Raw genomic sequence first — 13,950 nt, forward strand, 5'->3', positions numbered from 1 at the left:
GCGCGCCGCTATCAGGCAGCGCGCCGGCCATCAATTGATCTGGAATGGATAAACCGCGCCCAGTTTAAGGATTTGCGTCAGTTCATCCAGTGCCGTCCGGCATTCAAGCAACAATTGCGGGTCCGCCAGATCATTTTCGCTCAGGCGGTCGCGGTAGTGCTTTTCAACCCATGCGGTCAACGAACCGTACAACGGGGCCGTCATGATAACCCCTGGGTTGACCGCCGCCAGCTCGGTTTCATTCAGCGCGACGCGCAGTCGCAGGCACGCCGGGCCACCACCGTTCTGCATGCTTTGCTTGAGATCGAAAACCTTCACCTCACGAATCAGGCCGCCGGAACTGGTCAGGCTTTGCAGGTAAGCCCACACGCGCTCGTTGGCCTGGCACTCTTGCGGCACGATCAACAGCATCGAGCCATCAGGGCGCGACAGCAACTGGCTGTTGAACAGGTACGAACGCACGGCGTCGTCAACCGTGACCGACGAACGAGGCACGCAGATCGACTGGAACTTGCCGCCGACCTTGGCCAGCTTGCCTTGCAGCTCGGCGAGCATCTGCTCGGTCTCGAGGAACGCGTCCTCGTGATAGAACAGCACTTCGCCGTTGCCGACCGCGATCACATCGTTGTGGAACACGCCCTGATCGATCACGTTCGGGTTCTGCTGAGCGTAAACCACGCCTTCGTCACGCAGACCGTGCAGACGCGCGACGGCTTGCGAGGCTTCAAGGGTCTGACGCGCCGGGTATTTCTGCGGCGCCGGATAACGGGTGTCGAACGCACTGCGACCGAACACGAAGAACTCGACGCCCGCCTCGCCGTACTCACGGCAGAAACGCGTGTGGTTCGCTGCGCCTTCGTCGCCGAACTGCGCCACTGCCGGCAATGCGGCGTGGTGTGCGAAGTGCTGCTGATTGGCGAACATCGCACCCAGCACGCGACTGGTGGTCGGGTGCTCGATGCTGCGATGGTATTTGCAGTTGAGGTTGGCGGCGGTGAAATGCACGCGACCGTCGGCGGTGTCGGCGCTCGGGCTGACCGTGGCGGCGTTGGCCACCCACATGCTCGACGCCGAGCAACTGGCGACCAGCAGCGGCATGGCTTCTTTGGCGGCGCGCTCGATCACTTGCGCGTCGGTGCCACTGAAACCCAGACGGCGCAAGGCAGCCACGTCCGGACGCTCCTGCGGCGCCAGCACGCCTTGCTGAAAGCCCATGTCCATCAGCGCTTTCATTTTCGCCAGACCTTGCAGCGCCGCTTCCTTCGGATTCGAGGATTGCTGGCTGTTGCTCTGGGACGCAACGTTGCCGTAGGACAGACCACCGTAGTTATGGGTCGGCCCCACTAGACCGTCAAAATTGACTTCATAGGATTTCATCAGCGAGGCTCCACGAGAATCTGTTGTTATAGGCATCGGGTAACAATTCAATAAGACCGAGTCGCGGCCTTCGCGAGCAAGCTCGCTCCCACAGGGATCTCATCGCCCTTGTGGGAGCGAGCTTGCTCGCGAAGGGGCATCACGCCATTTTCACGCCAGGCGTCAGAGCGGCAGGCAACACCAGGCTCGGTGTTTCCAGCGACGCCACCGGGTACGCGCAGTAATCCGCTGCGTAGTAGGCACTGGCGCGATGGTTGCCCGAGGCGCCGACGCCGCCGAACGGTGCGCTGCTTGCGGCGCCGGTCAGTTGTTTATTCCAGTTGACGATACCGGCGCGGCTTTCCAGCCAGAACTGCTGGTAACGCGCTTCGGAATCCGACAACAAACCAGCAGCCAGACCAAACGCGGTATCGTTGGCTTCGGCAATCGCCGCTTCAAAATCGCTGTAACGAATCACTTGTAGCAATGGGCCGAACAGTTCTTCGTCGGAGCGCTCGGCCACCGCCGTCACATCAACAATGCCCGGTGTCAGCAGCGCGGCTTGCGCCTGCGGCTGAGTCATCGCCAGCAACGACACGGCGCCATTGGCCAGCAGATGTGCCTGGGCATCCATCAGCGCTTTCGCCGCGCCAAGGGAGATCACCGAACCCATGAACGGTGCCGGTTGCTGATCGAACGCACCGACTTCAATGGTCGAGCTGACTTCAACCAGACGCTTGAGCAGGTTGTCGCCCCACGCGCCTTGCGGTACCAACAGACGACGGGCGCAGGTGCAGCGCTGACCAGCGGAAATGAATGCCGACTGAATGATGGTGTAAACCGCTGCATCCAGATCCGCGACCTGATCGACCACCAGCGGGTTGTTGCCGCCCATTTCCAGCGCAAGGATCTTGTCCGGGCGCCCGGCGAATTGCTGGTGCAGATGATTGCCGGTGCGGCTGGAACCGGTGAAGAACAAACCGTCGATGCCCGGGTTCGCCGCCAGCGCGATGCCGGTTTCGCGCGCGCCTTGCAGCAGGTTCAGGACACCGGCCGGCAGACCGGCTTCGATCCAGCACTTGACCGTCAGCTCGGCGACTTTCGGTGTCAGTTCGCTCGGCTTGAACAACACGCTGTTACCGGCCAGCAGCGCCGGCACGATGTGGCCGTTGGGCAAATGGCCGGGGAAGTTGTAAGGGCCGAACACCGCCACCACACCGTGGGGCTTGTGGCGCAACACAGCGGTGGCGTCGCCCAGCGGGCCGCTCTTCTCGCCGGTACGCTCGCGGTAGCTCTGCACCGAAATCGCGATTTTGTTGACCATGCTGGTGACTTCGGTCGCGGCTTCCCACAGCGGTTTGCCGGTTTCCTCACCGATGGTGCGGGCCAGTTCGTCGGCATGGTTTTTCAGCGCCGCGGCGAACGCCTCAAGCACGCTGATACGATCTTCGAGAGTACGGCGAGCCCAGCCTGGGAACGCCTGACGCGCAGCCTGCACGGCCGATTCGACCTGAGCGGCGGTAGCGCCCTCCCCCGACCACAGCACTTGCTGGGTCACCGGGTTCAGCGATTGAAAGGCCTCGCCCTGACCGGCCAGCCACTCACCTGCGATGTATAGCGAATTCATTATTTCGACTCCCGGGCAGCAGACAACGCCACGGCGCGCACTTGATCGCCGGCGTTGAGTTGAAGACGTTTGGCGGTCTGCGGATCGACCACCAGAGTGCCTGCGGCCAGACGTGCCGGCGCAGCGGTGATGCGGCAGTCTTCGCGCTTGCGGTTATGGATGATGAACGGGGTCGCATCGTCGCCCGGCGTGCCGACGGCCAGCACCAGCGCTTCGCTGTCACGCACGGCGCGGATCTTGCTGGTTTCGCATTCGATGGCAGGTCCTGCGTCGAAGATGTCGACGTAACCCTGATAGCTGAAACCTTCGCCCTTGAGCATCGCCAGCGCCGGCTCGGTGTCCGGGTGAACCTGACCGATGACGTTGCGCGCATCCGGCGACAGGAAGCAGGTGTACAACGGGAATTTCGGCATCAGTTCAGCGATGAACGCCTTGTTGCCGACACCGGTCAGGTAATCGGCCTGGCTGAATTCCATTTTGAAGAAGTGTCGGCCCAAGCTTTCCCAGAACGGCGAACGACCGGCGTCATCGGACACACCGCGCATCTCGGCGATGATCTTGTTGCCGAACAGCTCGGGGAATTCAGCGATGAACAGCATCCGCGCCTTCGACAGCATGCGGCCGTTCAGGCCGCTGCGGTAATCGGCGTGCAGGAACAGCGAGCACAGCTCGGAGTTGCCGGTCAGGTCGTTGGCGAGGAACAGCGTCGGAATCTCGCGATAGATGTTCAGTTCCTGCGAGGCACTGACGGTCAGGCCGACGCGGAAGTTGTACCAGGGCTCACGCATGCCGACCGCGCCAGCGATGGCGGAAATCCCCACCACGCGACCGTTGTCGTCTTCGAGCACGAACAGGTAGTCCGCATCGCCACGGCCGGCTTCACCGCGAAAGGTCTTCTCGGCCCAGCCCACCCGGTGAGTCAGGCGCTCTTCGTTGGCCGGCAATGTGGTCAGGCCGGTGCCGGTGCTGCGGGCCAGATCGATCAGAGCGGATAAATCGCTGCTGCGTACGGGACGAACAATCATGCTATCTCCTCAAACGGGCCGCCGTGGCCACCCGTGAAACTCGCTAAGGCGTTAAACCGCCACCAGGCGCACGCTGGCACCTTCACCGACGCCCAGGGCTTCGGCCGCTTCCAGATCCAGAGTCACCGGTTTGCCCGGTGCGTAATCCAGCTCCAGCAACACCGCGCGGTAATCCTGCAACTGGGCATTGGCCACCAGATACTGGCGACCGGCACCTTTGACCGGCTCGCCGATCTTCACCGGCACCACACGGCTCTGGGCGATCGAACGGATCCCCGAAACACGCGCATGCAGGGTCGGGCCACCGTCGAAGATGTCGATGTAGTGATCGGTCTCGAAGCCTTCGCGCATCAGGATGTCGAAGGTGATCTGCGCACGCGGGTGCACCTGGCCCATCGCTTCCTGAGCGGAGTCCGGTAGCAGCGGCACGTAGATCGGGTAATGCGGCATCAGCTCGGCGAGGAAAGTACGACTTTTCAGGCCACACAGACGCTCGGCCTCGGCGTAGTTCAGGTCGAAGAAGTTGCGACCGATGGCGTCCCAGAATGGCGAGTCGCCGTTTTCGTCGCTGTAACCGACGATCTCGGTCACCACCGAATCGGCGAACCGTTCCGGGTGGCTGGCGACGAACAGCAGACGGCCACGGGAGTTGAGTTCAGACCACGGCGAACCCACCAGCTCGCGCTGCACGTAGAAACTGGTCAGCAAGCTGTTGCCGGTCAGGTCGTGGCACTGCGAGAGCACGTGGATCTTGTTGTGGATCTTCAGCTCGCGCGAAGCGTGCACGAAGGTCTCGTTGCGAAAGCTGTAGAACGGCTCGGAGTAACCGGCCGAAGCAACGATGGCCGAGCAACCGACCAGTTTGCCGGTGGCGCTGTCTTCAAGGACGAAGAAGTAACTCTCTTCACCGTTGAAGCTCACTTCGGCGGCGAACGAAGCTTCGCTCGCGGCGATCTTGTCGCTCAGACGTTCCACGTCATCCGGCAAGGAAGTGACACCAATCGGGCTGTCCGCAGCCAGACGCTGTACCTCGCCCAGATCAGCCATTTGCGCAGGGCGCATCACCAGCATGGTGTCACTCCTTTCTCTTATAAATTCACAGAAAAAAATCCCGGGCCGCTTCCCTGAGGAAACTGGAGAAACGCATTGTGTGGCGAGAGGATTTATCCCCGTTGGGGTGCGAAGCGCCCCTGAAGCCCTTCACCGCGCAATCGAGTGCGCAATGACTGGGCCTGGGGCGGCTTCGCCACCCAACGGGGATAAATCCCCTCGCCACAGAATCCACTCTCAGATGAATCTGGCCCGAAACAAAAAAATTGGGTTCGACGCCCGAGAGACTCAGGCGCCGAAGGGTCTATCAAGCTTGCGTCAGTTTCGCTGCAGCGCGTTCGAAGCGGTCCAGGCCGGCTTCAATGTCCGCGTCTTCAACCACCAGGCTCGGGGCGAAACGGATCACGTCCGGACCGGCCTGCAGAATCATCAAGCCTTCTTTCTCGGCGGCGTTGAAGATGTCTTTGGCCTTGCCTTTCCAGGCATCGCTCAGCACGCAACCGATCAACAGGCCGAGGCCACGCACCTGAGTGAACAGGCCGTACTTCTCGCCGATCTGCTCAAGACGGGTCTTGAACTGGTCGTGCTTGGCGTTGACGCCGTTCAGCACTTCAGGGGTGTTGATCACGTCGATCACCGCTTCAGCGACGGCACACGCCAGCGGGTTGCCGCCGTAAGTGGTGCCGTGGGTGCCGACGACCAGATGTTTGGCCAGCGCTTCGGTGGTCAGCATCGCCGCGATCGGGAAACCGCCGCCCAGGCTCTTCGCGCTGGTGAGGATGTCCGGGGTCACGCCGTAATGCTGGTAGGCGAACAGCTTGCCGCTGCGGCCCATGCCGGTCTGCACTTCGTCGAAAACCAGCAGCGCGTTGTTCGCGTCGCACAGTTCACGGGCACCTTGCAGGTAGGCCAGTTCGGCCGGCAGTACGCCGCCCTCGCCCTGGATCGGTTCCAGAACGACCGCGCAGGTCTTGTCCGAAACAGCAGCTTTCAGTGCCGCCAGATCGTTGTACGGCACGTGAGTGATGCCGGTGATTTTCGGGCCGAAACCGTCGGAGTACTTCGACTGGCCACCGACGTTGACGGTGAACAGGGTGCGGCCGTGGAAGCTGTTCAGCGCGGCAATGATTTCGTATTTCTCGCTGCCGAAACGGTCAAACGCAACGCGACGGGCCAGCTTGAAAGCGGCCTCGTTGGCTTCGGCGCCGGAGTTGCAGAAGAACACGCGCTCAGCGAATGTGGCATCGATCAGCTTGTGCGCCAGGCGCAGGGCCGGCTCGTTGGTGAACACGTTGGACACGTGCCACAGTTTGTTCGCCTGTTCGGTCAAGGCACCGACCAGCGCCGGGTGCGCGTGGCCCAATACGTTAACGGCAATCCCGCCGGCGAAGTCGATCAGCTCGCGGCCGGCCTGATCCCAGACGCGGGAACCGGCGCCACGCACCGGAATGAAAGCGGCAGGCGCGTAGTTGGGAACCATAACCTGGTCGAAATCGGCGCGTTGTACCGCAGCGTGCTCAACGGACATCGGAGTCTCCTGATGAGAAACACCCGCCTGAAACTGGCGAGCGATGGGGGGATTGTAAGGACAGTTTTCAGCCCGGCCTTGTCGCCAAGCGACAACTTCTTATAGCGCAAACCCCGGATTTTCCCGGGTTTACGGCAATGCGACATATAGGGTCGCAAAGGCGCAGTTTAAACTGCCCGACGTGGTCTGCGGTGGGCATCAGCGTAATTGATCCGGGTTTGTGCCGTGCGGTAACTATGTAGTGCACATCGCTTGAGTTTTCCTGCTCTGCTGTGCGCTCTGAAAACGCTTATGGATGAGCCATGAACCCGCAGAACCCTGAACGCACGGCAGCGCGCACTGACCTTTCCCTCGCGTTGCACGACGACGCGCATTACCTGCATCTGCACCACAACACGCCCGACTGGCTGGCGCAGGCCAAGCCTCATCGGCGCGAAGCGCTCAAACGCACGCCCGTGCAAATCCGCGACTGGTACAAAAGCGCTTCGCGCGCGCACCACGAGCAACTGCAAACCCTCAACGCCGGGCACTGGAAAGCGCAAAACCATGTAGAAAACCTGCTGGCCAACCTCAAGGATGCCAAGACCTTCTGCGAACCCTTGCTCGTCGCCGCCATCAAGGAACGATTCGGCCTGGAGCTCAACGTCACCGCCACCTTCCTGCGCCTGTACATTCCGGCGGAGAACCCATGGTTCGGCGTCAAATTTGGTGGCAAGCGTGTCTGGGATGTGTCGCTGCTGGATGCCGCCCTGCACAACTTCGACCAGGACGAAACCCTCGAAGACGCATTCGAAGCCGACTCGTGCTTTATCACGCAGCCGTCTGTGCAGGGGCAGTTCGAAGTGTTCCATACCCTCAAGCCCAAACTGCCGATCAGCGCGTTTGTGAAGTTGTGCAGAACGCTGGATCTGGGTGAGCAATACAAGGCTCACCTGGAAAGCGAGCTCGGCGTTCACTCACCCGAACGGGCAGCCGCATTGAAAGACAGGGTAAACGCCAGCCAAAAAGCCGCGCTGGTGGCGGCGCTGCAATACGCACGGATGAAAAACGAACTCAGGGAAGATCTGTTCATTTTGATCTCCGGACTGGTCGACGGCCTGCAAGGCATGCGCCTCGATGGTCAGGCATTGCGCTGTTACGAGCTGGCGATGCTGGCGTCGAAACTGTGCGGCATTCTGCTGTTCACCACCGACCTGGAAAACAGCGAGCGCCCTGCCCGACTGGTCGCCTACGTGCCGAATGACCCACTGCACCCCGTCAAGGAGTACGCCTCCAGCCTGGCCTTCGTTCAGGAACTGACCCGGCAATTGCGTCAGCCCGACTATCAGCAATTCTTCAGCCGCTTCATCGTGCACAAGGAGCGCGGTCGCTTCTTCGCCACGCTTAATTCACGCCTTGTCGAAATGCGCCGCCATCCGCACGAGCGTGGCGATGCACAAGCGGTATGGCGCCCGACGCCAATCGAAAAACCGAAACTCGATATTTCCACCTCGACCATTCAGGAAGAATTGTGGGCGCAGCAGTTTCTGACGGCGATGAACAAGATTCTCAATGACGCCAGCACCCTTGCCGTCCCCACTGCCGTCGCCGATCAGCAAGCGCGCTGGGCGCTATGGGATACGTTCGCGCAAATCGCCACCACGCTGCTGACCGTTGCGGCTTTCATTGCCGCGCCTTTCGTCCCGCTGCTGGGCGAGGTGATGCTCGGGTACATGGCGTATCAAACGCTCAACGAAACGTTCGAGGGCGTCATCGACTGGGCCGAGGGACACGCCACACAGGCGTTTCTGCACTTCATGGAAGTCGTCGAATCGGTGGTTCAACTCGGCACCTTTGCGGCCGGCGGCGCGATTGTCGCCGGTGAATTTCGCAACGTATTGCCCAACCACGTGGTGGCCTTCATCGACCGTTTCAAACCGGTGAAAACCGCGTCGGGCAAAACCCTCTACTGGAAGCTCGATCTCGCGCCTTACGAGCAAAAAGCATCACTGCCGAAAGATCCGCCGCGCAGCCTTGAAGGCTTGATCCAGCAGAACGGCAAAACCTTGCTGCCCCTTGAAGACAAGCTCTACGCCGTCAAGCCAAAAGAAGAACCCGGCCACTACAGCATCGAACACCCGACTCGCGGCGACGCCTACTTGCCCGAGGCTCAACACTTCAACGACGGCACCTGGCAGACCGCCATTGACCAGCCCTTGCGATGGGACAAGTACCGGATGCTGCGACGCATCGGGCATAGCGTCGAAAACCTGTCCGCCACGGAGCTTGAACAAGCACTGGAGATCAGCGGCTACCACGAAGACGCCCTGCGCAAAATGCACGTCGAACGTGAGCCGCTGCCGCCGTTGCTGGCCGACACACTCAAGCGCTACACCGTGGACAAACAACTGAAAACGTTCATCGAACAAATGAGCGGCACTGAACCGCAGGCCTGGCTGAAAGCTGATCATCCGACACAACTGCGGCTGCTGACCGAGCGCTGTCTGTGGCCGGAAAAGGCCCTGCGTCTGCTCGATAAACAGGGCAACATCATCTGGCAGACCCCGCGTCGCGAAGCACCGACCATCAACCTTGATCAGGAACGACTGGAGGACAATGACCTGCTCAAAACCGTTCTCGGAAAACTCGACGAAAGCGAGCGTAAACGCCTGCTGGAGGAAGACACCGGCGCACCGCCCACCGCACTGGATGTGCGCACGCGAATCCTGAGAAAAAAACTCGCCGGCATCGCCGGGCAACTACGCTCCACACTGTTCGACGAGCGCTACCGGGCACTGGAAAAAAGCCCCGACGCCAACACGCAGAAAATCATCGACACTGCGCCCGGACTGCCAACCAGTGCTGCAGAGGAAGTGCTGCGCGCGGCCAGTGGATCGGAGCTGCAACAGCTTGAGTCCGGAGTCGTACCGCAACGCCTGAAAAACCTTGCCCGTTGGGCCCTGCAGGCAGTGCGCGTCAATCGAGCGTACGAAGGCCTTCATCTGGACTCGATCAGCAACCCCGACACCACGCGACTGGCCCTGCACTCGCTCGAACACATCAAGGGCTGGCCGAAGGATCTGCGTATCGAAATTCGCGACTATTCCAGCAATGGAACGCTTCGCGACAGCATCGGCTCACCCGAGGCAGGCACACGCAAAATACTGGTGCTCAGAGAGGACGGCCAATTCGAAGCCTTTGATGATCGGGAGCAAGCCTTGGCCGGTGCGCAAGACTTTTATCAATCGATCCTGCAAGCACTGCCGGATGACGCGCGGGAATGGCTGAACATCCATATCGGCCAGGGAACGACACTCAAAAACACCGTACGCCGACACGCCTTGCCGCGTGACGAACTGCGCAAGATACTGGCCGAGCATCCGCTGCTCAAACCGGCCTACGATCCGCGCTTGATGAGACTGCCCGGTGGCAGCGACGGCTATCGCCTCATGCCCTCCGACACCCCGACGCTCGAACAGCGGGCACGGGCACTCAATCCGTCACTCAACGATGAGGAACTGGCAAGCTTTGTACGCCGCCTGCAAAACCATCCCGACGGCCCGCGCCATGAACTGACGCGTCTCCAAGCAGAATTCCTGCGACTGGACAAAACACTCAGGGACTGGATTGACCAGACCCCGCAATACCATCCACAAACGGGTGCCCGCCTTACGCCGGCGTCCCTGAGAGAAGCCAAAAACAATCGCCTGCAATTCAAAGTGCAATTGCAGCTTTGCTGGCGCGATCAGACCCTGCCGCTCGAACAGATGCCGGACGGCGAAAGCGTCCTGCGCTTCACTCGTCCGTTGATTGGCGACCTGCCAGAGATCACGGCCAGTTTCCGCCACATCAGCCACCTGTCCATCGAGGGCAGCGACGCCGTCTCGGGCATGGGCCGGTTTCTTGAACACTTCCCACAACTGGAACGCCTGGAATTACGCAAAGTACGCTTGGGACATTTCCCGGACGCGATCAGCGCCATGCCGCGCCTGAACGAACTGATTCTCAGCGAGTGCGGGGTTCGCCTGACCGAACAGAACGCGCGCGCGCTGGCACAGAACAGCAAGCTGTTGACTCTGGATCTGTTCTCTAACCCGCTCGGACATACTCCCGACTTTGCAGCCTTGCCAGAGCTGATCTACCTCGACCTCGCCGATACAGGCATCACCGAACTGCCACCGAGCGTGCTGAAGCATCCGGCCTTGCGCACCGCGATTTTCAACAACAATCAAATCAGTGAAATCCCTCTGGATTTCTTCAAATTGCCGATCAGTACTACGGAAGGTTTCGACTTCGCCAGCAATCCGCTGAATGCCGCAACGCGCGAACGAGTCAAACTGCACTTTCAGCAAACCAGCCAGGATCTGGGGGTGCTCGCCCCGGCCGCCGACCTGCAACGGGCACAAGCGCTTTACCCCGTGATGCTGCAGAACATTGAGCTGGCCAGTGACTTTGTCTACAGCCTGTCAGGGGATCTCGCTGCCGGTCGGGTTGAACTGGTTCGACTGCAAACCGAGTACGACACGCTGCGCACGGATCTGGCGGCATGGACCGGTAACATTCCGGCCGTGAACCTGCTGACCGGCGCGCCCTTCACCGACTTTGAGCTGGCGGAGGAGCACGCTGTTCGCGACGAATTCAAAGCACTGATCGAGCAATGCTGGCGCAGGGAAAGTGAACTGGACGGCTTTAATTCGGCGCTTGCACCAACCTATGAACTCAACCTCGCAACGCCCATCGTCGGTGAACTCCCTGCCCTGAGCGCAGACTTCCGTCACGTGTCCCTGCTTTCGATAGTCAGTGAAGATGGCGTGACATCGGGCGTCAGTCGCTTCCTGGAAAACTTTCCCGATTTGCAGGCGCTGACTGTCCGTGAATGTTCGCTCGGCAGTCTTCCCGAAGCGATATTCAAAATGGGTGATCTGCGATCACTGGTGCTGACCGAATGCGATATCAGCCTGACACCTGAGAGCATCGCCGGACTGAGCGAATTGGTCAGACTAGATATTCTCGATCTGGGCTACAACCCTTTGGGATCAACGCCTGACGTCAGCCAGATGACTGAGCTGTCGACGCTGATGCTCAACCACACTGGCATCACGCAACTCCCCAAAGGCCTGTTCCAGTTACATGGCCTCGATGTGGCAGACCTGAACGACAACGCGATCATCGAGATGCCGATGGATGTACTTGAAGCACCGGTGGACATTGCCCAGAGCATCAATTTCAGGGCCAACCCGTTCAACGCGCAAAGCCTGAAGATCCTGACGGATTACTTCAATAAGACCGGGGTGGACTTTGGGGTCGACGCCGTCACTGAAAGTGAGGAAATGGAGATGTCAGATATCGAAGGCTCGGAACCGGAAGAGTGACATGACAAACCGAGCGTGGCGCTTAACCGCGCTCGGGCGGCACCGACGACAACTCGAACGGACTGCTGCTGCGCCGCTGGTTGCGATCTTCCCGCGGCGTGGCGCCGAAGAAGTTGCGGTAGGCACTGGAGAAATGCGGCCCCGAAGAGAAACCGCAGGACAGGCCGATCTGGATGATCGACTTGCTGGTTTGCATCAACATCTGCCGGGCCTTGTTCAGGCGCAGTTCCAGGTAGTACTGGCTCGGCACACGGTTGAGGTATTGCTTGAAAATCCGCTCCAGCTGCCGACGGGACACGCACACGTGCTGGGCGATTTCGTCGGTGGTCAGCGGCTCTTCGATGTTGGCTTCCATCAGCAACACGGCTTGCGTCAGCTTCGGATGACTGGAGCCAAGGCGGTTCTGCAACGGAATACGCTGACGCTCGCCGCCTTCACGGATGCGCTCGACCACCAGTTCTTCCGAAACGGCGCCGGCCAGTTCGGCACCGTGATCGCGAGCCAGTACCGCCAACAGCAAGTCGAGTACCGACATGCCACCGCACGCGGTCAGGCGATCGCGATCCCAGTCGAACAGATGACTGGTGGCGATGACTTTCGGGAAGCGTTCGGCGAAATCATCCTGCCAGCGCCAGTGCACGGCCGCGCGATAACCGTCGAGCAAACCAAGTTGCGCGAGCGGGTAGACACCAGCGGACAAACCGCCGATCACGCAACCGGCACGTACCAGTTGCTTGAGCGCGCTGCTGAGTGCCGGCGCCAGCGTGGTCGGCGGCTCGTCGGCGAGCAGGAACAGTTTCTGGAAGTTTTCGAGCTTGCCGGCCCAGGCTTCGCCGGGCAATTGCCAGGCGCCTTCGAGCGGCGGTTCGGCCTGCAGAAACGACAATTCGTAGACCACGTCCGGGTGCACGCGCTGCGCCACACGCAAGGCCTCCTCCGCCAGCGCCAAAGTCAGAGCTTTAGTGCTGGGCCAAATCAGGAAACCAATTCGATGGGCAGTCATGGGCGGGTGATCCGAAGCGATGAACAGTGATGAAGGCATGGGCCAATGCTAGCCCGTAATCGAAGCTGTCGCAGATCCATTGTGGGAGCGGGCTTGCTCGCGAATACGGTGGTTCAGACAGCAATGATGTTGACTGATCGACCGTATTCGCGAGCAAGCCCGCTCCCACAGGGGGATCGGACCAGTCTCCGGGTCGCGAAGCATGACCTAATTTGGTGCATAACGGCAGCGATTACTTGAGGCTGCCCGAGAGGAATTGTTGCAAACGTTCAGATTGCGGATTGACCAGCACTTCGCGCGGGTTACCGCTTTCTTCAACAACGCCTTTGTGCAGGAACACCAACTGGTTCGACACTTCACGGGCAAAGCCCATTTCGTGAGTCACCACCACCATGGTACGACCTTCCTGGGCCAGCGCCTGCATCACCTTCAGCACGTCGCCCACCAGTTCCGGGTCGAGCGCCGATGTCGGTTCGTCGAACAGCATCACCTCGGGTTCCATCGCCAGCGCACGAGCAATCGCTACACGCTGCTGCTCGCCGCCGGACATGTGCCCGGGGAATGCGTCTTTACGATGGGCCACACCAACCTTGTTCAGGTAGTGCTCGGCTTTCTCGCGGGCTTCAGCCTTGGACACACCGAGGACGTGAACCGGCGCTTCCATGATGTTTTCCAGCGCGGTCATGTGCGACCACAGGTTGAAATGCTGGAACACCATCGACAGACGCGAACGCATGCGTTGCAGCTGTTTCGGATCAGCGGCTTTCAGCGCACCGTCCTTGTTCGCGACGAGCTTCAGCTCTTCGTTGTTGAGGAGGATCTTGCCCGCGTGCGGCTGCTCGAGCAGGTTGATGCAGCGCAGGAAAGTACTTTTGCCGGAGCCACTGGAGCCGATGATGCTGATCACATCGCCGGCTGCCGCTTTCAGGGACACGCCCTTGAGCACTTCGTGACTGCCATAGCGTTTATGCAGGTCTTGGACTTCAAGTTTGTACATGCGGTCGGTTCTC

General features: G+C 60.4%; 8 protein-coding genes. 1 reads left to right on the forward strand and 7 read right to left on the reverse strand.

Annotation, left to right across the window (positions count from 1 at the left end; all coding sequences use genetic code 11):
• Positions 1-30 precede the first annotated feature (30 nt).
• From astB to F2P67_RS07395, 5 genes are all read right to left on the reverse strand, one after another.
• A complete protein-coding gene (astB, locus tag F2P67_RS07375) occupies positions 31-1,377 on the reverse strand; it encodes an N-succinylarginine dihydrolase (RefSeq protein ID WP_166218991.1) in 1,347 nt (448 codons plus the stop codon).
• A gap of 139 nt (positions 1,378-1,516) precedes the next feature.
• Positions 1,517-2,986 (reverse strand): succinylglutamate-semialdehyde dehydrogenase, encoded by a 1,470-nt coding sequence (astD, locus tag F2P67_RS07380; protein WP_166219246.1) that lies wholly within the window; start codon positions 2,984-2,986, stop codon positions 1,517-1,519.
• Complete coding sequence (gene astA, locus F2P67_RS07385) at positions 2,983-4,008, reverse strand: arginine N-succinyltransferase (RefSeq protein ID WP_166218993.1); 1,026 nt, start codon at positions 4,006-4,008, stop codon at positions 2,983-2,985. The genes astD and astA overlap by 4 nt, the downstream gene beginning before the upstream one ends.
• A gap of 51 nt (positions 4,009-4,059) precedes the next feature.
• Complete coding sequence (gene aruF / locus F2P67_RS07390) at positions 4,060-5,079, reverse strand: arginine/ornithine succinyltransferase subunit alpha (RefSeq protein ID WP_016983955.1); 1,020 nt, start codon at positions 5,077-5,079, stop codon at positions 4,060-4,062.
• 286 nt (positions 5,080-5,365) lie between these two features.
• Positions 5,366-6,586 (reverse strand): aspartate aminotransferase family protein, encoded by a 1,221-nt coding sequence (locus tag F2P67_RS07395; RefSeq protein WP_166218995.1) that lies wholly within the window; start codon positions 6,584-6,586, stop codon positions 5,366-5,368.
• 302 nt (positions 6,587-6,888) lie between these two features.
• On the opposite strand from F2P67_RS07395, the gene F2P67_RS07400 reads away from it, so the two are divergent.
• Positions 6,889-11,937, forward strand: coding sequence for a dermonecrotic toxin domain-containing protein (locus F2P67_RS07400; RefSeq protein WP_246226474.1), 5,049 nt, complete (start codon positions 6,889-6,891; stop codon positions 11,935-11,937).
• Between the two features lie 22 nt (positions 11,938-11,959).
• Here the strand turns inward: F2P67_RS07400 and argR are convergent, their stop codons facing one another.
• Together argR and F2P67_RS07410 are read right to left on the reverse strand one after the other, a co-directional pair.
• Entirely contained in the window at positions 11,960-12,940 is a 981-nt protein-coding gene (gene argR / locus F2P67_RS07405; RefSeq protein WP_166218997.1) for a transcriptional regulator ArgR, read from the reverse strand.
• 232 nt (positions 12,941-13,172) lie between these two features.
• Positions 13,173-13,937, reverse strand: coding sequence for an ABC transporter ATP-binding protein (locus F2P67_RS07410; RefSeq protein ID WP_003227281.1), 765 nt, complete (start codon positions 13,935-13,937; stop codon positions 13,173-13,175).
• Between the last annotated feature and the right edge of the window lie 13 nt (positions 13,938-13,950).

Source organism: Pseudomonas atagonensis, assembly GCF_011369485.1.
Lineage (GTDB): Bacteria > Pseudomonadota > Gammaproteobacteria > Pseudomonadales > Pseudomonadaceae > Aquipseudomonas > Aquipseudomonas atagonensis.

Excerpts from the sequence above, each read along its gene's own strand:
- astB (WP_166218991.1), bottom strand. The coding sequence starts at position 1,377 with ATGAAATCCTATGAAGTCAATTTTGACGGTCTAGTGGGGCCGACCCAT.
- astA (WP_166218993.1), bottom strand. The coding sequence starts at position 4,008 with ATGATTGTTCGTCCCGTACGCAGCAGCGATTTATCCGCTCTGATCGAT.
- aruF (WP_016983955.1), bottom strand. The coding sequence starts at position 5,079 with ATGCTGGTGATGCGCCCTGCGCAAATGGCTGATCTGGGCGAGGTACAG.
- F2P67_RS07395 (WP_166218995.1), bottom strand. The coding sequence starts at position 6,586 with ATGTCCGTTGAGCACGCTGCGGTACAACGCGCCGATTTCGACCAGGTT.
- F2P67_RS07400 (WP_246226474.1), top strand. The coding sequence starts at position 6,889 with ATGAACCCGCAGAACCCTGAACGCACGGCAGCGCGCACTGACCTTTCC.
- argR (WP_166218997.1), bottom strand. The coding sequence starts at position 12,940 with ATGACTGCCCATCGAATTGGTTTCCTGATTTGGCCCAGCACTAAAGCT.
- F2P67_RS07410 (WP_003227281.1), bottom strand. The coding sequence starts at position 13,937 with ATGTACAAACTTGAAGTCCAAGACCTGCATAAACGCTATGGCAGTCAC.